Here is a 22,041-nt window from a genome sequence, read left to right as displayed (position 1 = left end):
CTTGTGCTTCCTTCACCAGGGGGTGGTCAGGCGACGGCGTCGTGCAGACGGGCCGCCTGTTTGTCCTTCAGCGGGCCGATGACCGACAGGGAGGGCCGCCGTCCCAGGATCTCGCGGGCTACCTCACGGACGTCGTCCGGGGTGACCGCCGTTATCCGGGCGAGCATGTCGTCGACGGACATCTGCTCGCCCCAGCACAGCTCGCTCTTGCCGATACGGTTCATCAGCGCGCCGGTGTCCTCCAGGCCGAGGACCGTGGACCCCTGGAGCTGGCCGATCGCCCGCCCGATCTCCTCGTCGGACAGGCCGTGCTCGGCGACCTGGTCGAGTTCGTCGCGGCAGATCTTGAGCACGTCGTGCACCTGTGACGGGCGGCAGCCCGCGTACACGCCGAACAGGCCGCAGTCGGCGAAGCCCGAGGTGTAGGAGTACACGCTGTAGGCCAGGCCGCGCTTCTCGCGCACCTCCTGGAACAGCCGGGAGGACATGCCGCCGCCGAGGGCGGTGTTCAGCACGCCGAGGGCCCAGCGCCGCTCGTCGGTGCGGGACAGGCCCGGCATGCCGAGCACGACGTGCGCCTGCTCGGTCTTGCGGCCCACCAGCTCCACCTTGCCCGCCGTGCGCAGGGCTCGCTTGCCGCCGCGCGGGGCGACCGGGTCGGCGGTGAGGTCCTTGAAGGCACCGGCCTTGTCGAAGGCCGCGCGGACCTGCCGTACGACCTTGGCGTGGTCGATGTTGCCGGCGCAGGCGACGACCAGGTGGGTGGGGTCGTAGTGCTTCTTGTAGAAGCGGCGGATGCGGTCGGCGGTGAGGGCGTTGACCGTGTCGACCGTGCCGAGGACCGGGCGGCCGAGGGCGTTGTCGCCGAACATCGTGTGCGCGAACAGGTCGTGCACGCAGTCGCCCGGGTCGTCCTCGGTCATGGCGATCTCTTCGAGGATGGCGCCGCGCTCGACGTCGACGTCCTCCTCGCGGATGAGCGAGCCGGTCAGCATGTCGCAGACCACGTCGATGGCCAGCGGCAGGTCGCTGTCGAGCACGCGTGCGTAGTAGCACGTGTACTCCTTCGCCGTGAAGGCGTTCATCTCGCCGCCGACCGCGTCCAGCGCGGAGGAGATGTCCAGGGCGGACCTGCGGCCGGTGCCCTTGAAGAGCAGGTGCTCCAGGTAGTGCGTGGCGCCGTTCAGCGCCGGGGTCTCGTCGCGGGAGCCGACGTGCGCCCAGATACCGAAGGTCGCGGAGCGGACCGAGGGCAGGGTTTCGGTGACGATGCGCAGGCCGCCGGGGAGGGTGGTCTTACGGACCGTGCCGATGCCGTTCTCGCCCTTGATGAGGGTTTGGGTACGGGCGACGGCCCGCGCCTCCGAAGAGGTGCGGGCCGTCGCCTGGAAACCGCGGGACGTCACTTGTCGCCGTCGTCCTTCTGCTCGTCGCCGTCTTCGCCCTCGATGACCGGGATCAGGGAGAGCTTGCCGCGGGAGTCGATCTCGGCGATCTCGACCTGGACCTTGTGGCCCACACCGAGGACGTCTTCGACGTTCTCCACGCGCTTGCCGCCGGCCAGCTTGCGGATCTGCGAGATGTGCAGCAGACCGTCCTTGCCCGGGAGCAGCGACACGAACGCGCCGAAGGTGGTCGTCTTCACGACCGTGCCCAGGTAGCGCTCGCCGACCTCCGGCATGGTCGGGTTGGCGATGCCGTTGATCGTGGTGCGGGCGGCCTCGGCGGACGGTCCGTCGACCGCGCCGATGTAGATGGTGCCGTCGTCCTCGATCGTGATGTCGGCGCCGGTGTCCTCCTGGATCTGGTTGATCATCTTGCCCTTGGGGCCGATGACCTCACCGATCTTGTCCACGGGGATCTTGACGGTGATGATCCGCGGGGCGTTCGGGGACATCTCGTCCGGCGTGTCGATCGCTTCCATCATCACGTCGAGGATGTGGAGGCGGGCGTCACGGGCCTGCTTGAGGGCCGCGGCCAGGACGGAGGCGGGGATGCCGTCCAGCTTGGTGTCGAGCTGGAGGGCGGTGACGAACTCCTTGGTGCCGGCGACCTTGAAGTCCATGTCGCCGAAGGCGTCCTCCGCACCGAGGATGTCGGTGAGGGTGACGTAGTGCGTCTCCCCCTCGATCTCCTGGGAGATCAGGCCCATGGCGATACCGGCGACGGGGGCCTTCAGCGGCACACCGGCGTTCAGCAGCGACATGGTGGAGGCGCAGACCGAGCCCATGGACGTCGAGCCGTTGGAGCTCAGCGCCTCGGAGACCTGGCGGATCGCGTAGGGGAACTCCTCGCGCGTCGGCAGGACCGGGACGAGGGCGCGCTCGGCGAGGGCGCCGTGGCCGATCTCGCGGCGCTTCGGGGAGCCGACGCGGCCGGTCTCGCCGGTGGAGTACGGCGGGAAGTTGTAGTTGTGCATGTAGCGCTTGCGGGTCACCGGGGAGAGGGTGTCCAGCTGCTGCTCCATGCGGAGCATGTTGAGGGTGGTGACGCCCAGGATCTGGGTCTCGCCACGCTCGAACACGGCGGAGCCGTGCACACGCGGGATGGCCTCGACCTCGGCGGCGAGCGTACGGATGTCCGTGACGCCGCGGCCGTCGATGCGCTTCTTCTCCTTGATGACGCGCTCACGGACCAGGGACTTGGTCAGCGAGCGGTACGCGGCGGAGATCTCCTTCTCGCGGCCCTCGAACTCCGGCAGGAGCTTCTCGGCGGCGAGCTGCTTGACGCGGTCCAGCTCGGCCTCGCGCTCCTGCTTGGCGGCGATGGTGAGCGCCTGGGCCAGCTCGGGCTTGACCGCCGCGGTGAGCGCCTCCAGGACGTCGTCCTGGTAGTCGAGGAAGATCGGGAACTCGCCGGTGGGCTTGGCGGCCTTGGCGGCGAGGTCGGCCTGGGCCTTGCAGAGCACCTTGATGAAGGGCTTCGCGGCTTCCAGACCGGCGGCGACGACCTCTTCGGTCGGCGCCTCGGCACCGCCCTTGACCAGCTGGATGGTCTTCTCGGTGGCCTCGGCCTCGACCATCATGATCGCGACGTCGCCGTCCTCCAGGGTGCGGCCCGCGACGACCATGTCGAAGACGGCGTCCTCGAGCTCGGAGTGCGTCGGGAAGGCCACCCACTGGTTGTTGATCAGCGCGACGCGGACGCCGCCGATCGGACCGGAGAAGGGCAGGCCGGCCAGCTGCGTGGACGCGGAGGCCGCGTTGATCGCGACGACGTCGTACAGGTGGTCGGGGTTGAGCGCCATGATCGTGGCGACGACCTGGATCTCGTTGCGCAGGCCCTTCTTGAAGGAGGGGCGCAGCGGGCGGTCGATCAGGCGGCAGGTGAGGATCGCGTCCTCGGAGGGGCGGCCCTCACGGCGGAAGAAGCTGCCGGGGATCTTGCCGGCGGCGTACATCCGCTCCTCGACGTCCACCGTGAGGGGGAAGAAGTCGAGCTGGTCCTTGGGGTTCTTGGAGGCGGTGGTGGCCGACAGCACCATGGTGTCGTCGTCCAGGTACGCCACGGCGGAGCCGGCGGCCTGCTTGGCCAGGCGGCCCGTCTCGAAGCGGATGGTGCGGGTGCCGAAGGCGCCATTGTCGATGACGGCCTCGGCGTAGTGGGTCTCGTTCTCCACTAGTGATGTCTCCTCGTCCTCGTCTCCCGGCCCGTGTGGCGGGGAGACGGTTGCGGAGAAGCGCGCCGGGCTGTGCGGGCCGGTCTTCGATCGAAGCACCCGGGCTCGCTTCCCCCGGGGGCCACTACCGAGGACCGGCGGCGGCTGGGTGCGCCTCTCCTCTTCTTGTCGTGCTGTGTCGTCCGTATTGCGTTGTGCTACCACACTACAAAGCAGTGGTGACACTCCGCACGTACAGCAAAGGGAGCGGTCCCCTTTCCTTCGGGAACCGCTCCCCTCACGGCGTCTTACTTGGCGCCCGCCGCACCGCGGCGGATGCCGAGGCGGTCGACCAGCGCGCGGAAGCGCTGGATGTCCTTCTTCGCCAGGTACTGGAGAAGGCGGCGACGCTGACCCACGAGGATCAGCAGACCACGGCGGGAGTGGTGGTCGTGCTTGTGGGTCTTGAGGTGCTCGGTCAGGTCCGAGATCCGGCGCGAGAGCATGGCGACCTGGACCTCGGGGGAGCCGGTGTCGCCCTCCTTCTGACCGAACTCGCTGATGATCTGCTTCTTCGTAGCGGCGTCGAGCGGCACGCGTACTCCTCGTAGTCTGTGATGGCCACCGAGTGCCCCCGGTCTTGGTCTCGGGGGAGCTTCCGTTACTCGGGAGGCGGGGATCCGCTGAGCGCGGCCTCCAGAGCGGCGCTCCGGGGGTGCGTACACAAACGGCCGTTCACCAGGGTACCAGGCGGTCCGGGTCCTCTTTGCCCTGGTCCCGTGAACCGCCCGGCCGGGGCGGAGGGGGCCACTAGGGTGAGCAGATTCGGATCGTTCGTACGTCGGGAAGGGGTCGCTGCGGCATGGCGGAGACGGCTGAGGAGATCAAGGCACGCAAGGAGCGGGAGCGGGACGAGCTCTACGCCCTCGACATCTCCGGTGTCGAGTGGCACAGCGCGCCGGGCACCGAGGACCACGAGGAGCGGGTCGAGATCGCCTACCTGCCCGAGGGGGCCGTGGCGATGCGGTCGTCGCTCGACCCGGGGACGGTGCTGCGCTACACGGAGGCGGAGTGGCGGGCGTTCGTGCTGGGGGCGCGGGACGGGGAGTTCGATCTCGAGCCGGGGGCACGCGACGGAGGACTCGCAGCCGGGCAGTAGGCGGCGCTATGGACGACGAGGGGTGAGCCGGTGGACGGCCGCCCCTCTTCGTATGTCTCGTGCGCCGCACGGCAACTGCGGCCTCATGCCCTCAAAGCCGCTGCGCGGCAAGGCGGTTCACGGTTCTTCACGTTTATCGCCCTGTTTGTTCACCAAAGTACGTGCCGTATACGTCACTTCCGGGCACCTTCTGGGCAGGTTGTGACGCGACGGACAGCTGCTCGGGGGTGGACGGGCCTGCCGGGACGGGGCTTGTGGTGATTAGGCTGGGACGGGGCACGCCGTCGGAACCGTGGCAGGCGTCGGCGTCCCAGGGGGAAGGCGGGGGAGCCTGTGGAGCGGACGCCCTCGGACGACCCTGTTACGCCTCAAACGACTTCGCACGACTTCGCACGACGTCGGACGACAAGCAAGGGTCGCCCCAGCACGGCACGAGGGTGCTCGACCACACCAGGAGGAACACTGTGAGCAGCGATCGGGACGGGATCCGCGGGGGCTGGGCGACACCCGGCGATGACCAGCCCGACGCGGAGTCCGCGGCAGAGGTGACGGGCGAGTTCACCATCGACTACGCGCCGCCCGCCTGGTACACGCAGAACGCCTCGGGGAGTTCGTCCTCGGGGCAGGGGGCAGGAGCGTCCGCGGATTCCAGTGCTTCGGGGGCGCCCGGTTCCGGGCCGGGGGCTTCCCCTGCGCCCGGGAGCTCCGGGGCAGCTGGAGCTGCCGGGACGCCTGGAGGTTCCACCGTGCCGAAGGGGCCGATGCCGCCGCTGCCCGGGCTCACTCCGCCGCCGCACGCCAACCCTTCCGGGGGACCCTCGTCTCTTCCGACGTCCCTGCCGGGGCAGAGCTCCGCACCGGCTCCGGCGCCCGGGGCGCCCTTCACTCCTCCCGCGCCGGCGCCCGCTCCGGGTGCTCCGTTCACGCCCCCGGCGCCCGCGCCCGGTGCGCCCTTCGCGCCGCCGGCCCCGCCCGCGCCTTCCTCGCAGAGTCCCTCCGCCGTGCCGCGGCTTCCGATGGGCAGCGGCTTCGAGCCGCAGGCGCCGCAGCCCGGAGCACAGCCGCAGGGGCAGCCCGAGGCCCCGGCGGGCGGTGGGGCCTCTCCTGCGGCCGTGCCGAACATCCCCGTGAGCGGGTACCAGGGCCAGTGGACTCCGCCGACTCCGCCGCAGGCGGCCCCGGTCACGCCGGAGGTTCCGGAGGTTTCGGCCACTCCCGCTGCTCCGCCTGCTCCCTCCGCGCCTCCTGCCGCCCCGGTCGCCGAGGAGGCGGATGCCGGGAACGGTGACCTGGAGAGCGGTGCCACCATGCGTTTCTCCGCCGTCGCCCTGAAGCGCGAGATCGAGGAGCGGGCCGCCGCGGAGGCGGTTCCCCCGTCCGAGGTGCCCGGCACTCCCGATGCCCCTGAGGGGGCGGGTGCCCAAGGCGAGGGTGACGTCGAGGCGGAGGCCGCTGACGAGACCGGCGACGAGGTCCGCGCCGATGACGCACCGGAGCACGGCCTCGACGCGGAGGCCGACGACGACTCCGACGCGGTCTCGGAATACGCGCTTGACGCGGACGCCTTCGTGGAGGTGCCGACGGACGAGGAAGCCGAGCCGGAGGAAACCCGGCCGGCGGGCGAGGACATCGCGCCCGTGGTCATCGAGCCGCCTGTCGTCGCGGTCGGCGACAGCGAGTCCGACGGCGCCGAGGACCAGGACGGGGCGCCCGCCGACGACGCCCGCGCGGAGGAAACGGAGCCCACGGAGCCCGAGCTCAGGGATGCCGAGCCTGCGGACGCCGAGGCGGAGAACGCCGCGTCCGTGGAGGCCGGCTCGCAGGACGCCTCGTCGGACGCCGACGAGCCCGACGACGTCCAGCCCGGTGACGTCCAGCCCGGTGACGTCCGGCCCGAGCCTGAGGACGCCGTACCGGCCAACGCCGAGCAGGGGCCTGAGGACGTGGTGGCGGATGCCCCCGAGCCCGCCGACGCGCCCCCCGCCGACCTCGCGACCACCGAGAGCGAGCCGCAGGACGCCGTACCGGCCGCCCCGGCGCCCGAGACCTCGCAACACACGCCGTCCGGCTCGGTCCCCCCGTTCCCCCAGGGCGTTCCGCCGCTGCCTCCGTCGTACCAGCCTGCCGCCCCGACGCCCGCCAACCAGTGGCCCGCACAGCCGCAGCAGCAGCCGCAGGCACAGCCGCATGTACAGCCCGCGGACCCGAACGCGCCCGGCCTGCCGCAGCCGACGGCGGCGCAGGGCCAGCAGCCCGTGCAGCCGCAGCCCTCGGTTCCGGGCCAGCAGCCGCCGTTCCACCCGCAGGCGCCGCAGCCCGCGCCCGCCGCGTGGAACCAGCCGCCCGCCCAGCCCGCACCGCAGCCCGGCTACGGCTTCCCGCACCCGGGGGTTCAGCCCCCGGCCGCCCCGGATGCCCAGGGCGGTTACGGCTTCCCGCACCCCGGTGTCCCTGCACAGCCGCAGCCGCAGCCGCAGCCCCCGGCCCAGCAACCGGACGGCGCACCCACGCCCCCCGCGCAGGGCGGGTACGGCTTCCCGCAGCAGGGCGCCTCCGCCCCGGTAGCCCAGCAGCCCCCGGCCCAGCAGCCCGGCACCCCGGCCGCCCCAGCGCCCACTCCGGCCCCGGCTCCGACTCCGCAGGACGGCTACGGCTTCCCCCAGCCGGACGCCCCCGCCCCGGCCCCTCCCGGCCCCCAGGACGGCTACGGCTTCCCGCAGCAGGGCGTGCCGAACGCCCAGGGCGGTTACGGCTTCCCCCCGCCGCACGCCCAGCAGCCGCACCCCGGCGTGCCCCCGCAGGCCCAGCCGCAGCCCGGGGCACAGCCCCCGCACGCCGCACAGCCCGGTCAGCCGGGGCACCCGGGTCAGCCCGGTCAGCCTCCGCAGCCCGTGGACCCCCGTACCGGGGCCGCCTGGCCGCAGCCCATGCAGCACGACCAGCGGCAGCCGACCAACCCCGGTGCCGCGCCGCTCGGTTACACCGCCGCCGTGGAGCTGTCGTCCGACCGGCTGCTCAACAGCAAGAAGCAGAAGGCGAAGAGCAGCCGTCCGGTGGCCGGTGGCGGCCGGTTCAAGATCGGTGGGAAGAAGGAGGAGGCCGAGCGGCAGCGGAAGCTCGACCTGATCCGCACACCCGTGCTGTCCTGCTACCGGATCGCGGTGATCAGCCTCAAGGGCGGTGTCGGCAAGACGACCACGACCACCGCGCTGGGCTCCACGCTCGCCACCGAGCGGCAGGACAAGATCCTCGCGATCGACGCCAACCCGGACGCGGGCACCCTCGGGCGCCGGGTGCGGCGGGAGACCGGCGCCACCATCCGGGACCTCGTCCAGGCGATCCCGTACCTCAACTCGTACATGGACATCCGCCGGTTCACCTCGCAGGCGCCCTCCGGTCTGGAGATCATCGCCAACGACGTGGACCCGGCCGTGTCCACGACCTTCAACGACGAGGACTACCGGCGCGCTATCGACGTGCTGGGCAAGCAGTACCCGGTGATCCTCACCGACTCCGGTACCGGTCTGCTCTACAGCGCCATGCGCGGTGTGCTGGACCTCGCCGACCAGCTCATCATCATCTCGACGCCGTCCGTGGACGGGGCGAGCAGTGCGAGCACGACCCTGGACTGGCTGTCCGCTCACGGGTACGCCGACCTCGTCTCGCGGTCCATCACGGTCATCTCCGGGGTCCGCGAGACGGGCAAGATGATCAAGGTCGAGGACATCGTGACGCACTTCGAGACGCGCTGCCGGGGCGTCATCGTCGTGCCGTTCGACGAGCACCTCGCCGCCGGTGCCGAGGTCGACCTCGACATGATGCGGCCGAAGGTGCGCGAGGCGTACTTCAATCTCGCGGCCATGGTCGCCGAGGACTTCGTCCGCCATCAGCAGTCGCACGGCCTGTGGACCTCGGACGGAAACCCGCCGCCGGTCGCGGCCCCGCCGCTGCCGGGCCAGGCCGTGCCCGGTCAGGCCATGCCGGGGCAGCACGTGCCCGGTCAGCCCGTGCCCGGTCAGCCGTACGCCCAGCCGGGGCAGCCCCCGTACCCCGGCCAGCAGCAGCCGGCTCCCGGCCAGCCGGGCCCGTACCCACAGCAGCCGCAGCCGCAGCCCGGCCAGCCGTACGCCCAGCCCGGGCAGCCGTATCCGCAGCCCGGCCAGCCCTACGCCCAGCCGGGACAGCCCCCGGCCCAGCCCGGGCAGCCCTACCCGCAGGCCGGCGTCCCGCAGCCCCACCCGCAGCCGGGACAGCCCGGTCCGCAGCCGGCTCCGCAGCCCGGGCAGCCGTCGGCGCACCCGGGTCAGCCGTACCCCATGCCCGGGCAGCCCCCGGCCGCTCCCCCGCAACCCGGCTACGGCTACCCCCAGCCCGACGGACAGCCCCCGGCCGCTCCTCCGCAGCCCGGCTACGGCTACCCCCAGTCCGACGGGCAGACCCCGCCGCCCCCGCCCCCGACGCAGTAACCGCCTCACCCGATCGGCCCCTTTCGAGGGGCCGGTCCTCTTCGGGCCCGCGCCGTTCCGACTCGGCGCGGGCCTCGGCGCGTTCCGGGGCGAAATTCGTTGCCAGGCCCTGGCCAGCGGCGCGTCAGTGGTCTCGACCAATGGGCGCGAAAAGCTCGCCAATTCGTTATTTCCGCAGGCCACAAGGGGTGGACACGCCGTTGACGGGTGGAGACGGCCGCTGGTACACACACAACACGCATCTGACAGCTGATCAACCCGTCCTTCCCGTCCGAGCGATGACGCGAGGTCCGACCATGGGCACGAACGATCAGAAACGCAGCCTCCCGCACGGCCTCCGGCTCGTCGCCCTGGCCGGGGCCGCCGCGCTCACCCTCACCGCCGGCCTCGCCACCCCGCTCGACCCGGCGCCCCGGCAGGCCCGGGCGGCCGACGACGGCAGGAAGGTGCTGACCGTCGCGGTGGCGCAGAGCGTGGACTCGCTCAGCCCGTTCCTCGCGGTCCGGCTGCTCAGCACGAGCATCCACCGGCTCATGTATGAGTACCTGACCAACTACGACCCCAAGGACAACCACGCCATCCCGGGTCTGGCCACCAAGTGGGAGCCGTCGGCGGACAAGCTGACCTGGACTTACACGATCCGCGACAACTCCACGTGGTCGGACGGCCGACAGGCCACCGCCGAGGACGCGGCCTGGACGTTCAACAAGATGATGACCGACACCGGCGCGGCGACGGCGAACGGCAGTTACGTCGGGAACTTCCGCAAGGTGACGGCCCCGAGCCCCACCAAGCTGGTCATCGAGCTGAAGAAGCCCCAGGCCACGATGACCGCGCTGGACGTGCCGATCGTGCCGAAGCACGTGTGGGAGAAGGTCTCCGACTTCTCCGAGTTCAACAACGACAAGGACTTCCCCGTCGTCGGGAACGGGCCGTTCGTGCTGAGCGGCTACAAGGCCGACAGCTATGTCCGGCTCAAGGCCAACAAGGACTTCTGGCGCGGATCGCCGAAGTTCGACGAGCTGGTCTTCCGCTACTACAAGGACCAGGACGCGGCCGTGTCGGCGCTGCGCAAGGGCGAGGTCTCGTTCGTCGCCGGGTCGCCGTCCCTGACGCCCGCGCAGGCGGAGTCGCTGAAGGGCGCGGACCACATCCAGGTCAACGACGCCCCCGGCCGCCGCTTCTACGCCCTGGCCACCAACCCGGGCGCGAAGGCGAAGAACGGCGAGAAGTTCGGCGACGGCCACCCCTCCCTGCTGGACCAGCGGGTGCGCAACGCGCTGTTCCGGGCCGTCGACCGCGAGGCCGTCATCGACAAGGTGTTCCGGGGCCACGCCGTCGAGGGCGAGGGATACATCCCGCCGCGCTTCCAGGAGTACTTCTGGAAGCCCTCCGCCCGCCAGAAACTGGCGTACGACCCGGCCGAGGCGGCCCGGCTGCTCGACCGGGCCGGGTACAAGAGGAACGGCGACGGCAAGCGCGTCGGCAAGGACGGCAAGCCGATCACCTACCGCGTGCTGTGCCACGCCACCGACCCGAACGACAAGGCGGTCGGCAAGTACCTCCAGGAGTGGTGGGGCGAGCTCGGCATCGGCGTCCGGCTCGACTGCCTGGACAACGTGACCGACCCCTGGCTCGCCGGCAAGTACGACCTCGCGTTCGACGGCTGGTCGGTCAACCCCGACCCGGACTTCGTGCTGTCCATCCACACCTGCGGGGCGCTGCCGGCGACGCCCGAGGAGACCGGCGCGACGGACAACTTCATCTGTGACAAGAAGTACGACGAGCTCTACGCCCGCCAGCTCGCCGAGTACGACCCCGCCAAACGGGCGGACATCGTCAAGCAGATGGAGTCGCGGCTGTACGAGCTCGGGTACATGAACGTCATGGCGTATCCGAACGCGGTCGAGGCCTTCCGGACGGACCAGATCAAGTCGATCACGACGATGCCGGCGAAGGCGGGCAACATCTACGGCCAGGACGGCTACTGGAGCTGGTGGTCGGCGGTGCCCGCGGACTCCGGCGACTCCTCCGACAACGCGATGTCGACGGGGGTCGTGGTCGGGATCGTCGCGGGTGTCGTGGTCCTGGCCGGGCTCGGCGTCTTCGCGGCGTTGCGGCGGCGGGCCACCGCCGAGGAACGCGAGTGAAGCGGCGAGCGGGTACTCATGACCGCTGAGGCGACCCCCGCGCTGGTCGAGGACGAACAGAGGACGCCCGGGCCGCGGGCGCGCAAGGGCTCCGCGTACCCGCGGTACCTGGCGGGCAAGGTGGCCGGTGCCGCCGTGTCCCTGCTGGCCGTGCTCGTGACCAGCTTCTTCCTCTTCCGGCTGATCCCCGGCGACCCGGTGAAGACCATGACGGGCGGCCGTCAGGTCTCGGCGCAGCAGCTGGCCGCCTACCGCGAGGAGTTCGGGCTCGACCTGCCGCTGTGGCGGCAGTTCACGGACTACTGCGGCAAGGCGCTGACCGGCGACTTCGGCACGTCGTACCAGTTCCGCGCGCCTGTCGTCGACAAGATCACCGAGGCGCTGCCGAACACCCTGCTGCTCACCGGGACGGCGTTCGTCCTCTACACCGCGCTCGGCATCTTCCTGGGCACGCGCTCGGCGTGGCGGCGCGGCGGGCTCGGCGACCGGGTCAACACCGGCCTGGCGCTGACCTTGTATTCCATCCCGTCCTTCTGGCTCGGGCTGCTGCTGATCATCGTGCTGTCGGTGGGCATCGGGCCGCTGCCCGGCATGTTCCCGACCGGCGGCATGGAGTCCGGCGGCGAGGAGGGCTTCGCCCGCGTCCTGGACGTGGCGCACCATCTGGTGCTGCCGGTGGTGACGCTGGTGGCCGTGGAGTACGGGCAGACGCTGCTGGTCACGCGGTCGGCGCTGCTGGACGAGATGGGCAGCGACTATCTGACGACCGCACGGGCCAAGGGCCTGCGCGACGACCTGGTGCGCCGCCGGCACGCCGTGCCGAACGCGCTGCTGCCTACCGTGACGCTGATCTTCATCAACCTCGGCCGGACGGTGGCGGGCGTGATCCTGGTGGAGACGGTGTTCTCCTGGCCGGGGCTGGGCGGGCTGTTCTACCAGGCGCTGAGCGTGCCCGACCTGCCGCTGGTGCAAGGGCTGTTCTTCGTGTTCGCCGCCGCGGTGATCCTGATGAACACGCTCGCCGACCTGGTCTATCCGCTGCTGGACCCCCGGGTGGCCCGATGACGACCTCGACCGCGACCGCCCCGAGCCGACGGGCCCTCGCCCGGCAGCGGCGCCGGGCGTCCGTCGCCCGCTTCTGGCGGCAGTACCGCTCCGAACGGGCAGGGCTGTACGGCCTGGCCGCGCTCTCGCTGTGCGCGCTGCTGGCGCTGTTCGCACCGCTGTTCGTCGGGTCGGACGTGAGCAGCGTGACCGCCGCGCCCGGGCGTCCGATGCAGAGCCCGAGCGCCGGGTTCCCGCTCGGCACCGACCAGTTCGGGCGCGACCTGCTGGGCCTGGTGATCTGGGGCTCGCGGGTGTCGCTGCTGGTCGGGCTGCTCGCGGCCGTGCTGTCGGTGGCGATCGGCACGCTGATCGGGGTGACGGCGGGGCACTTCAAGGGCTGGTACGCGACGGTGATGATGCGGATCACCGACTGGTTCCTGGTCATGCCGACGCTGGTGCTCGCGATCGCCCTGGCGACCGTGATGTCCCGCTCGCTGACCACGACCGTCGTCGCGATCGGCGTGACCACCTGGCCGACCACGGCCCGCCTGGTGCGCGCCCAGACCCTCGCCGTGGAGACCCGGCCGTACATCGAGCGGGCGAGGGCGCTCGGCGGAGGCCACTGGCACATCATGTCCCGGCACGTGCTGCCCAACGTGATGCCGCTGGTGCTGGCCCAGACGACCCTCATCATCTCCTCGGCCATCCTCGCCGAGGCCACGCTCGCCTTCCTCGGTCTGGGCGATCCGACGGTCGTGTCGTGGGGCGGGCTGCTCCAGGACGCCCGGGAGGCGGGCGCGGTCAGCGCCGGGGACTGGTGGTACCTGGTGCCGCCGGGCATCGCCATCGCCGCGGTCGCGCTGGCGTTCACGCTGTGCGGACGGGCCGTGGAGTCCGTCCTCAACCCCAGGCTGGGGGTGTCGCGTTGAGTCTGCTCGACGTCAGGAACCTGACCGTGACGTACGCGGGCGGGGCGGCCGCGGTGCGCGGGGTGGACCTGCGCCTGGAGGCGGGCCGGAAGCTCGGCCTGGCCGGGGAGTCCGGCTGCGGCAAGTCCACGCTGGCGCTGGCCCTGCTGCGGCTGCTGCCGGGGGGCGCCCGGATCACCGGGGAGGTGCTCCTCGACGGCGAGGACGTGCTGGCCATGAAGTGGGGCCGCGTGCGGGCGGTGCGCTGGGCCGGTGCCTCCATCGTCTTCCAGGGCGCGATGCACTCCCTGAACGCGGTGCACCGCATCGGGGATCAGATCGCCGAGCCGATCCTGCTGCACAAGAAGGCCACCGCGGCGGGAGCGAAGAGGAAGACCGGCGAGCTGCTGGAGCAGGTCGGGCTGCCGGCGGCCCGCGCGGACGCCTACCCGCACGAGCTGTCCGGCGGCCAGCGCCAGCGGGTCATGATCGCCATGGCCCTGGCCTGCGACCCCCGGCTGATCATCGCGGACGAGCCGACCACCGCGCTCGACGTGATGATCCAGGCCCAGATCCTCCGGCTCATCGAGCAGCTGGTCGCGGACCAGGACCTCGGCCTGATCATGATCAGTCATGACCTGGCGGTCCTCGCCGACACCTGTGACCGGCTCGCGGTGATGTACGCGGGCCGGGTGGTCGAGGAGGGCCCGGCGGTGCGGGTGTACGAGGACGCCCGGCATCCGTACGCCCGCGCCCTGTCGGCCGCGTTCCCTCGCATCGGCGACCCGGCGTCCCGGTTCGCGCCGCAGGGTCTGGCGGGCGATCCGCCGGACCCGGCCGCGCTGCCGTCCGGCTGCACGTTCCATCCCCGGTGCCCGGTGGCGCTGGAGTCGTGTGCCGAGCAGGACCCGGCGCTGCGGGCGGCGGGACCGGAGCGCCGGGCGGCGTGTGTGCTGGTCGCCCCACCGGGAGCGGAGACCGTCGAGGAGCGTGCGACGACCGGCCCGCAGACTCCGCGGACCGGTTCGGCCGAGGGCCCGGAGGCCCTGGAGGAAGCGAGGCCCAGCACGTCATGACCCTCTCCCCCACGGCCTCCCAGGTCACCACGGCCCCGCTGCTGAGCGCCCAGGGCCTGTACGTCACCTTCCCCGGCCGACACGGCGGCCCCCGGGCCCGCGCGGTGGACGGCGTCGACCTCGACATCCGCCCCGGCGAGATCGTCGCGCTGGTCGGCGAGTCCGGCTGCGGCAAGACGACCCTGGCGCGCAGCCTGCTGGGGCTGGTCGAACCGACGGCGGGGCGGGTCGTCTTCGACGGCCGTCCGCTGGACTACTCCGGCCGGTCCCTCAAGGCCTACCGCAAACGTGTCCAGCTGGTCCTCCAGGACCCGAGCGGCTCCCTCAACCCGCGCCACACGGTGTACGACGCGGTCGCCGAGGGCTTGCGCATCCACGGGCACGGCGGCGACGAACGCACCGCGGTCGCCGAGGCCCTGTCCCGGGCCGGTCTGCGCCCCCCGGAACGCTTCTTCCTGCGCTACCCGCACGAACTGTCCGGCGGGCAGCGCCAGCGCGTCGTCATCGCGGGCGCGCTGGTCCTGGAACCCGAACTCCTCGTCGCCGACGAGCCGGTGGCGTCCCTGGACGCCTCGGTACGCGGCGAGATCCTCGCCCTGCTGCTGCGGCTGCGCACCGAACTCGGCCTGTCCGCCCTGGTCGTGACACACGACCTGGGCCTGGCCTGGAACATCGCCGACCGGGTCGCGGTGATGTACCTGGGCCGGATCGTGGAGACGGGCGCCGTCGAACAGGTCCTGACGGCACCCCGGCACCCCTACACGCAGGCACTCCTGTCGGTGCTCCCGGAGGCTCCCGGCGCCCCGGTGATCCTCACGGGCGAGCCCCCGGACCCGACCCACGTCCCGCCGGGCTGCCGCTTCCACGCCCGCTGCCAGATCCTGGCCGGCGGTGAGGCGGAGGCAGCGGGCGTGGCGGACGCGTGCAGGAGCCAGGACCTGGCGGTGCTGAGCGGGGGCGGGGGATCACAGGTGGCATGTCACTGGGCAGGTGCGGACGCGCCCCCAAGGGGCGCGGGGAACTGCGCGACAAGCCCCCACACTCCCGCAGACGGCCCACAAGCGAACTAGGCAGCCCCCGCGGCCGCCACCAACTCCCTGCACTTCTCGACGTCCTGCCCCATCTGAACCAGCAGCGCGTCCAGCGTGTCGAACTTCGCCTGCCCCCGCACGAACGCCAGGAAGTCGACCGCGACGTGCAGCCCGTACAGGTCGAGCCCGACGCGGTCGATGGCGTACGCCTCCACCGTGCGCTCGGTCCCCTCGAACTGCGGGTTCGTGCCCACCGAGATCGCGGCCGGCATCACCTCGCCCTGGGCGTGCAGCCACCCGGCGTACACGCCGTCGGCCGGGATGGCCGTGTGCGGCAGCGTCTCCACGTTGGCCGTGGGGAAGCCCAGTTCGCGCCCGCGCTGGGCGCCCCGGACGACGACGCCCTCGACCCGGTGCGGACGCCCCAGGATCTCCGCCGCGCCCCGGACGTCGCCCTCGGCGACCAGTCGCCGCGTCAGCGTGGAGGAGAACGGCTCTCCGCCGCCCGCCTCGCCGGTCACGTACAGGTCGACGACCTCCACCTCGAAGTCGTAGGTCTTGCCCTGCGTGGACAGGAACTCCACGTTCCCGGCGGCCTTGTGGCCGAAGCGGAAGTTGGGGCCCTCGACGACCGCCTTGGCGTGCAGTTTGTCCACCAGCACCTTGACGACGAAGTCGGCCGGGGACAGCTTCGAGAACTCGGTCGTGAAGGGCAGGATGAGCACCGCGTCCACGCCCAGGTCCGCCATGAGTTCGGCGCGGCGGTGGTGCGGGGCGAGCAGCGGCGGGTGGCTGCCGGGGCGGACGACCTCACTGGGGTGCGGGTCGAAGGTGACAACGACGGCGGGCACGCCCAGCTCGCGCGCCCGGTCCACGGCATGCCGGATGATCAGCTGGTGCCCGCGGTGCACTCCGTCGTAGGAGCCGATGGTGACGACGCTGCGCCCCCAGTCCTGGGGGATGTCCTCCAAGCCACGCCAGCGCTGCACTGTGCCTGCTCCTTGTCGAAAGCTCGTCGAACCCGTGTCCGGTCGTTGTCCGTGGTTGCCTCGTGCGCAGGTCTAAGGGTGCCATGCCGGGTGTCCGCTGCCCGCATCGGCATGGGGGCTGTGACAGGGCGCACGGCTGCGTGCCGCGCCCCGGCGTAGGGGAGGCCGGTCACACGGGGACGCCGGAGCCCGCCAGGTTCTCGATCATCCGGTGGGAACTGGGCCCGACGAGGGCCGCCCACGCGTCGGGCGCGGCGGCCAGCCAGCCGGCGGCGCGGGCGGCGAAGCCGGGCACGTGCCGCCCCAGGTCGACCAGGGCCCGGTCGAAGCGGGCGGCGCCCTGCGGGGTGCGCACGAGGAGCAGTCCGACGCGGTGGACGAGGTCGCGCAGGTCGTCCCCGCCGTTGCGGGCGGCGGCGTGCAGCAGCGCGTCGAGGACGTCGGTGTCGTGCTCACGGGCCAGGAGCGCGTCGCGCAGTTCGCGGCGCAGCGGACGCGAGGCGGGGATGCCGGGCGGGGTGAGGACGGCGGCGAGGGCGCAGCGCAGCCGTACGTCGCCGCCTTCCAGCAGGCCGGTGACCAGCGGCAGGAGCACGGGCCGGGCGGCCGGGCCGCGGTCCAGCCGCTGGTCCGCGTACGCGGCCACCTGCCCGGCCAGTTCCGGCCGCTGCCGCGCCGCCCGGCACAGCAGCAGGGCGACCCGCCGGGCCAGACCGGACGGGGTGGCGTCGACGAGCGCCCGCAGCGCCTCTTCGGCGTCCGGCCGCTCCAGCCGGGCCCCGAAGGCCGTGAGGACCGGCTCGGGGTCGGTCAGCAGGGCCTCGGCCAGGGCGTCCGGTGAGAACCGCGGGTCGCCCGCGGCGAAGTGCTCCAGGGCCCGGGGGAGGTAGCGGGCCCTGGTATGGGGGTCCCGGACCAGGAGGGCGAGCGCGCCACCGTGCAGGGCACGGTCGGCCGGGCGGGCGAGCAGGGTGAGGGCGGCGTAGCGCAGGAGGGCGCGGTCGCCGCCCGTGCGCACGTGCGGGGCGGTGCGCAGTCCGTGCGCGAGCGCGGCGCTCCGCCGCGCCGGGCGCTCGTCACGCGCCCACCGGTCGACGGCCCGGCACAGCGCCGACGGCTCCTCCTCGGCCAGCACGGCGAGGAGTTCGTCGGCTCGCGGGTGCGCGCGGTCGACGAGCACGTCCGTCAGCTCGTCCAGGGCACCGTGGCGGTGGGTGTGCAGCAGTGCCTGTGCGGCGGTGGCGACGGTCGCGTGCGGGGTGGCGGGCAGCGGCTGCTCGTCGTCGAACCAGTCGGCGAGGTGCGGTTGCACGGCGGTGGGGTCGCCGGCGAGGAGCCCGGCCACGGCGTCCAGGAAGCGGGGCCCGGCCTCGCACGGTGGCCCGTCGGCGTGCACCAGCCGCCGCAGCAGCGCGCAGCGCGCCTCCTCGGGCAGCCGCAGGCCGGTCCAGAAGCCCGGCCCGAGCTCCTGCGGCACGGGCCGCTCCTGTCGCCGCCATGCCACGATCCGGTCGGCGAGCAGCCGCAGCACCTCCGTGTACGGGGTCGCGTCGGGCAGGGCCGTGAGCGTCCCGGTGAGCAGCCGGACGGCCCACCAGGAGCGCGGATCGGCGTCCAGCGCGTGCACCAGGTCGGCCAGCCGGGAGGCCGGCCGACCGGCGCCGTGCTGGCGGGCGAGGTACAGCAGGGCCTGGACGACCGGTCCGAGGCGGTGCCGCGGCACGGGGTCGGACCCGGCGTCCTCGCCGCGGTGGACGAGGACGTGCAGGGCCTCGTCCAGGTCGAGGTGCGTGCCCTGGAGCCAGTCGGCGAGCCCCTCGTGCGTGAAGCGGTACCCGGGCCCGGCGGGCACCAGCAGGCCCTCGGCGAGCACGGCCGACGCCCAGCCCGGATGGCCGCCGAGGCGCGCCGGGGCGGGCCCCCACGGGAACACCTCCTCAAACGCCTGCCGGTCCAGGTCTCCCGTCCCCGGGCCGAGGCTGCGCCGGGCGGCCTCGTGGACCTGCCCGGCGACCTTCGCGGCCAGCCTGCGTACGGCGGTGCCGCGCAGCCCGGCCCCGTCGGCCAGCCGCTGGGCGATGCGCAGGCACATCAGGTCCAGGTAGGCGGCGAAGACGTCGTCCCGGTCGAGCGGGGCCGTGACCAGGACGGGGCGCTCGGCGGGGCCGTCCAGCCCGTCCCGGATCTCGGCGAGCAGCCGGAGGGTCAGGGGGTGCCGGGCGCCGGGGCCGGTGAGGGCGCCCTCGGCGATGCCGTACCGCAGCCGGGCCTCGCGGGCCTCGTCCTCGGTGAGATCGCCCAGTCGTACGCACGCGGGGCGGCGCAGCGGGTCCGACAGCTCCTCCCAGTACTCCGGACGGCAGGCCACGACCAGCCGCGCTCCCGTCTCCCGCAGCCACCGCACGGTCTCCTCCGCCCAGACGGACAGCCGCCGGGCCACTGCGGGGGGCATCTCCTCGGGGCCGTCCAGGAGGAGCAGCAGGGGCCGGCCGAGCGAACCGGTGAGGCGGGCCAGGCGCTCGGGCGTGGTGTCCGCCGGGTCGGCCGGGACCGGCGGGGAGGGCGGGTGCGGGGCCCGGGCGGCGGCCACGACGGGGGCGGCCCGGGTCAGCGCCCGGCGGACCGCGTCCGCCACCGAGGTGTCGTCGTCGCGCAGCTCGCAGCCGCGCAGCCACAGCGTGGGCTGCCCGCCGCGGCCGCGGCGCTCGGCGAGCGCCGCGAGTTCCGTCGTACGGCCGCTGCCCGGTGCCCCGACGAGGCCGAGGACGGCCGCCGGGCCGGCCGGGAAGGCGTCCAACCGGGCGGCCGCTTCCGCTCGTTCGACCGGCTCCGGGACACCGGTCCCGCCGGGCGGGCCGTCCAGACCCACCGAGGTGCCGGCCAGCTCCAGCACCCCGGCCAGGTTCAGATCGGCCCCGTGAGCGGGGACCGTCGCCGCGTTCTCCGCGAGCAGTTCGGCGAGCGGGCCTCCCGCGCCGGGGATCCGGGCGCGCAGCGGTACGGCGAACCCGACGTCGCGGTGGTCGGAGCTGAGGGCGGTGCCGAGGACCGCGACGACGGCACCGGTCCGCGCGTCGAGCACGGGCCCCCCGGCCGCTCCGCCGCCCGGCCGCAGCGCGTCCCGTCCCGCCGTGCCGACCGCCAGCTCCAGCGCCTCGAGGCGGTGGGAGCGGTCCGTGGCCGCGTACGTCACGGCGGCCGGGCCCAGCACCCGGGCCTCGCGCCAGCCTCCGGCGGGGATCCGCACATAGGCGCCCGTCCGCGCGCCGTCCCGCACGGTGACGGGCAGCGGCGGCACGCCGAGGCCCTCGGTGCGCACCAGGGCGAGGTTCAGTGCGGGCAGCGGGGTGACCGCGTCGGCGGACACCTCCCGGCGACGGTCCCCCGCGCCGTACAGGACGAGCCGGGGCAGGCCCTCGACGGCCTCGTGGCTGGTGATCAGCGTGCCGTGGTGGTCGGCCAGGAAGCCGGTGCCGCGGGGGCGGCCGGCCGGATCGTGGATGCGGACGAGGGCGTCCCCGGGGATCGCCCCGTCCTCGTGTCCCGCTGGTCCGGGGCGGTCCTGGGAGCCTCGTGGGCTGTCGTCCGCCGCCCGGGACCGGTTCCGCGACGCCATCGTCGAGCCTCCCCGCCGTACACCCGTGCCCTTGTGTTCGACAGTAGGGGCGTGATGATCAGCGGGACAGATCGCTCGGCGAAAGCGCCCCCTTCCGCTCCCCCGGTTCACTCCGAGCGCCCGCACGGACGGGTGAAGGAACGGGGGCGGCGGGATACACCCTAGGGGTGGGGGAACCGAGGGGGGACCGTGGAGCGGCGGAAGTGGAGGTACTCCGTGGCCGCCGCTCCACGGACGGACCGCCGGCCCCCCGTGTCCGCGTCAGACGAAGACGGCCAGGCTCTTGGCCTTGCCCCGCTGCTCCTCGACGAGGGCGAGGAAGCGCCCCTCCGGGTCGAAGACGGCGACGGGACCGGCGCCCGCGTAGGTCTCGGGCATCTCGAGCCGCACGCCGTTGGTGAGCAGCTTGGCCCGTCGGGCGTCGACGTCCCAGCGGCGGAACGCGGCCGCGGCGGCCTCGGCGATCGGCATCACGGTCAGTTCCTGCTGGAGCTGGTCGAGCGTGCGGGCCGCGTCCAGCTTGTAGGGGCCGACGCGGGTGCGGCGCAGGGCGGTGAGGTGACCGCCGACCCCGAGGTCGGCTCCCAGGTCGCGGGCCAGGGCCCGGATGTAGGTGCCGGAGGAGCAGACGACCGACACGACCAGGTCGAGCACGGCCGTGCCGTCCTCGGCGACGGCCTCCCGGACGTCGTACACGCCGAACGAGGAGACGGTCACGGGCCGGGCCGGGATGTCGAACTCCTCGCCGTCCCGGGCCCGCTTGTAGGACCGCACGCCGTTGATCTTGATGGCGCTGACCTTGGACGGCACCTGCATGATGTCGCCGGTCAGCTTGGCGACCCCGGCGTCGATCGCGTCCCGGGTGACCTGGGAGGCGTCCGTGGTGGAGGTGATGTCCCCCTCGGCGTCGTCCGTGAGGGTGTTCTGGCCGAGCCGGATGGTGCCCAGGTACTCCTTCTCGGTCAGCGCGAGGTGGCCGAGGAGCTTGGTGGCCCTCTCGACGCCGAGGACGAGGACGCCCGTCGCCATCGGGTCGAGCGTGCCGGCGTGCCCGACGCGTCGCGTCCGGGCGATGCCGCGCATCTTGGCGACGACGTCGTGCGAAGTGAAGCCCGACGGCTTGTCGACGATGACAAGGCCGTCGGGCGTGGTGTGCTTCTGGGTCATTCGGCGGTGTCGTCCGTCTCGTCGTCCTCGGGCTTGCGGTACGGGTCGGCGTCGCCGGCGTACTTCGCGCCCGCGGAGGCCTCGCGCACCTTCTCGTCGGACTGCCGCGCCTTGTCGAGGAGGTCCTCGATGGCGCGCGCGTTGTCCGGGAGGGCGTCCATGACGAAGGCCAGGGTCGGCGTGAACTTCACCCCCGCGGCGCGGCCCACCTCGGAGCGCAGGATGCCCTTGGCGCTCTCCAGGCCGGCGGCGGCCGCCGCGCGCTCCTCGTCGTCCCCGTACACCGTGTAGAAGACGGTCGCCTCCCGCAGGTCACCCGTGACACGGGTGTCCGTGATGGTGACGTGCGAGCCGAGCCGCGGGTCCTTGATCCCGCGCTGCAGCTTCTGGGCCACCACCTCTCGGATGAGGTCCGCCAGCCTCTTGGCGCGCGCGTTGTCGGCCACTGGTCCGTCTCCTTAAGTGCTTTCTTGTTGCTTCAGTCTTCGTCGCTGTGGAGCCTGCGTCGAACCGAGAGCAGTTCGACTTCGGGCCGTGCCGCGACCAGCCGCTCGCAGCGGTCCAGTACGTCGGTGAGGTGTCCCGCCTCCCCGCTGACCACGGCGAGCCCGATCTCGGCCCTGCGGTGGAGGTCCTGGTTGCCCGTCTCCGCCGCGCTCACGCCGTACTTGCGCTGGAGTTCGGCCACGATCGGACGGACGAGAGAGCGTTTCTCCTTCAGCGAGTGGACGTCGCCGAGGAGCAGATCGAAGGACAGAGTCCCCACATACATGTGTGATCCGGATGTCCCGCCGGTTCGGGGTACGGGCGCCGCGCTTGGACGCCGATACGGGA

At 72.8% G+C, this 22,041-nt stretch carries 15 protein-coding genes and 1 pseudogene; 8 read left to right on the top strand and 8 right to left on the bottom strand.

Features of this window, described 5'->3' with window-relative positions; genetic code table 11:
• Nucleotides 1–26 precede the first annotated feature (26 nt).
• From AC0665_RS33945 to rpsO, 3 genes are all read right to left on the bottom strand, one after another.
• Nucleotides 27–1,406, bottom strand: a complete 1,380-nt coding sequence (locus tag AC0665_RS33945) for a M16 family metallopeptidase (RefSeq protein ID WP_478506964.1) — start codon at nucleotides 1,404–1,406, stop codon at nucleotides 27–29.
• On the bottom strand, nucleotides 1,403–3,619 hold the full coding sequence (locus AC0665_RS33940) for a polyribonucleotide nucleotidyltransferase (RefSeq protein ID WP_468412813.1): 2,217 nt from the start codon (nucleotides 3,617–3,619) through the stop codon (nucleotides 1,403–1,405). Before AC0665_RS33940 ends, AC0665_RS33945 begins: the two co-directional genes overlap by 4 nt.
• 287 nt (nucleotides 3,620–3,906) lie before the next feature.
• Entirely contained in the window at nucleotides 3,907–4,194 is a 288-nt protein-coding gene (rpsO, locus tag AC0665_RS33935; protein ID WP_015657483.1) for a 30S ribosomal protein S15, read from the bottom strand.
• A gap of 266 nt (nucleotides 4,195–4,460) precedes the next feature.
• On the opposite strand from rpsO, the gene AC0665_RS33930 reads away from it, so the two are divergent.
• From AC0665_RS33930 to AC0665_RS33895, 8 genes and pseudogenes are all read left to right on the top strand, one after another.
• Nucleotides 4,461–4,757, top strand: a complete 297-nt coding sequence (locus tag AC0665_RS33930) for a DUF397 domain-containing protein (RefSeq protein WP_478609173.1) — start codon at nucleotides 4,461–4,463, stop codon at nucleotides 4,755–4,757.
• Between the two features lie 59 nt (nucleotides 4,758–4,816).
• A pseudogene (locus AC0665_RS33925) lies at nucleotides 4,817–5,350 on the top strand (SCO5717 family growth-regulating ATPase); the annotation flags it as partial.
• Between the two features lie 1,044 nt (nucleotides 5,351–6,394).
• A complete protein-coding gene (locus AC0665_RS33920; RefSeq protein ID WP_478706491.1) occupies nucleotides 6,395–9,223 on the top strand; it encodes a MinD/ParA family ATP-binding protein in 2,829 nt (942 codons plus the stop codon).
• Nucleotides 9,224–9,519: 296 nt separating this feature from the next.
• Nucleotides 9,520–11,373: an ABC transporter substrate-binding protein gene (locus AC0665_RS33915; RefSeq protein WP_478706485.1), complete on the top strand. Its 1,854-nt coding sequence runs from the start codon at nucleotides 9,520–9,522 to the stop codon at nucleotides 11,371–11,373.
• Between the two features lie 18 nt (nucleotides 11,374–11,391).
• The gene (locus AC0665_RS33910) at nucleotides 11,392–12,438 is read left to right on the top strand and encodes an ABC transporter permease (protein WP_478706484.1); all 1,047 of its coding nucleotides are present in this window, start codon (nucleotides 11,392–11,394) and stop codon (nucleotides 12,436–12,438) included.
• On the top strand, nucleotides 12,435–13,349 hold the full coding sequence (locus AC0665_RS33905) for an ABC transporter permease (RefSeq protein WP_468412847.1): 915 nt from the start codon (nucleotides 12,435–12,437) through the stop codon (nucleotides 13,347–13,349). Before AC0665_RS33910 ends, AC0665_RS33905 begins: the two co-directional genes overlap by 4 nt.
• Nucleotides 13,346–14,404, top strand: a complete 1,059-nt coding sequence (locus tag AC0665_RS33900; protein WP_478706483.1) for an ABC transporter ATP-binding protein — start codon at nucleotides 13,346–13,348, stop codon at nucleotides 14,402–14,404. Before AC0665_RS33905 ends, AC0665_RS33900 begins: the two co-directional genes overlap by 4 nt.
• Nucleotides 14,401–15,474, top strand: a complete 1,074-nt coding sequence (locus AC0665_RS33895; protein ID WP_478609158.1) for an oligopeptide/dipeptide ABC transporter ATP-binding protein — start codon at nucleotides 14,401–14,403, stop codon at nucleotides 15,472–15,474. The genes AC0665_RS33900 and AC0665_RS33895 overlap by 4 nt, the downstream gene beginning before the upstream one ends.
• Here the strand turns inward: AC0665_RS33895 and AC0665_RS33890 are convergent.
• The 5 genes from AC0665_RS33890 to AC0665_RS33870 form a co-directional block, all read right to left on the bottom strand.
• On the bottom strand, nucleotides 15,471–16,424 hold the full coding sequence (locus AC0665_RS33890; RefSeq protein WP_478609155.1) for a bifunctional riboflavin kinase/FAD synthetase: 954 nt from the start codon (nucleotides 16,422–16,424) through the stop codon (nucleotides 15,471–15,473). The genes AC0665_RS33895 and AC0665_RS33890 overlap by 4 nt on opposite strands.
• Before the next feature lie 169 nt (nucleotides 16,425–16,593).
• Nucleotides 16,594–20,040: a trypsin-like peptidase domain-containing protein gene (locus AC0665_RS33885; protein ID WP_478706482.1), complete on the bottom strand. Its 3,447-nt coding sequence runs from the start codon at nucleotides 20,038–20,040 to the stop codon at nucleotides 16,594–16,596.
• Nucleotides 20,041–20,301: 261 nt separating this feature from the next.
• Nucleotides 20,302–21,207: a tRNA pseudouridine(55) synthase TruB gene (truB, locus tag AC0665_RS33880; protein ID WP_468412857.1), complete on the bottom strand. Its 906-nt coding sequence runs from the start codon at nucleotides 21,205–21,207 to the stop codon at nucleotides 20,302–20,304.
• Nucleotides 21,204–21,653 (bottom strand): 30S ribosome-binding factor RbfA, encoded by a 450-nt coding sequence (gene rbfA / locus AC0665_RS33875; protein ID WP_363118078.1) that lies wholly within the window; start codon nucleotides 21,651–21,653, stop codon nucleotides 21,204–21,206. Before rbfA ends, truB begins: the two co-directional genes overlap by 4 nt.
• Before the next feature lie 32 nt (nucleotides 21,654–21,685).
• Nucleotides 21,686–21,979 (bottom strand): DUF503 domain-containing protein, encoded by a 294-nt coding sequence (locus tag AC0665_RS33870; RefSeq protein WP_363118079.1) that lies wholly within the window; start codon nucleotides 21,977–21,979, stop codon nucleotides 21,686–21,688.
• Between the last annotated feature and the right edge of the window lie 62 nt (nucleotides 21,980–22,041).

Source organism: Streptomyces sp. NPDC043685 (assembly GCF_056436585.1).
The sequence above is the reverse complement of the archived record's forward strand: the minus strand, read 5'-3'. Positions and strand labels throughout refer to the sequence as shown.

Bases quoted from the DNA above. Each gene is read 5' to 3' on its own strand.
- AC0665_RS33930 (WP_478609173.1), top strand. From the start codon at position 4,461: ATGGCGGAGACGGCTGAGGAGATCAAGGCACGCAAGGAGCGGGAGCGG.
- AC0665_RS33915 (WP_478706485.1), top strand. From the start codon at position 9,520: ATGGGCACGAACGATCAGAAACGCAGCCTCCCGCACGGCCTCCGGCTC.
- AC0665_RS33910 (WP_478706484.1), top strand. From the start codon at position 11,392: ATGACCGCTGAGGCGACCCCCGCGCTGGTCGAGGACGAACAGAGGACG.
- AC0665_RS33905 (WP_468412847.1), top strand. From the start codon at position 12,435: ATGACGACCTCGACCGCGACCGCCCCGAGCCGACGGGCCCTCGCCCGG.
- AC0665_RS33895 (WP_478609158.1), top strand. From the start codon at position 14,401: ATGACCCTCTCCCCCACGGCCTCCCAGGTCACCACGGCCCCGCTGCTG.
- AC0665_RS33885 (WP_478706482.1), bottom strand. From the start codon at position 20,040: ATGGCGTCGCGGAACCGGTCCCGGGCGGCGGACGACAGCCCACGAGGC.
- truB (WP_468412857.1), bottom strand. From the start codon at position 21,207: ATGACCCAGAAGCACACCACGCCCGACGGCCTTGTCATCGTCGACAAG.
- AC0665_RS33870 (WP_363118079.1), bottom strand. From the start codon at position 21,979: ATGTATGTGGGGACTCTGTCCTTCGATCTGCTCCTCGGCGACGTCCAC.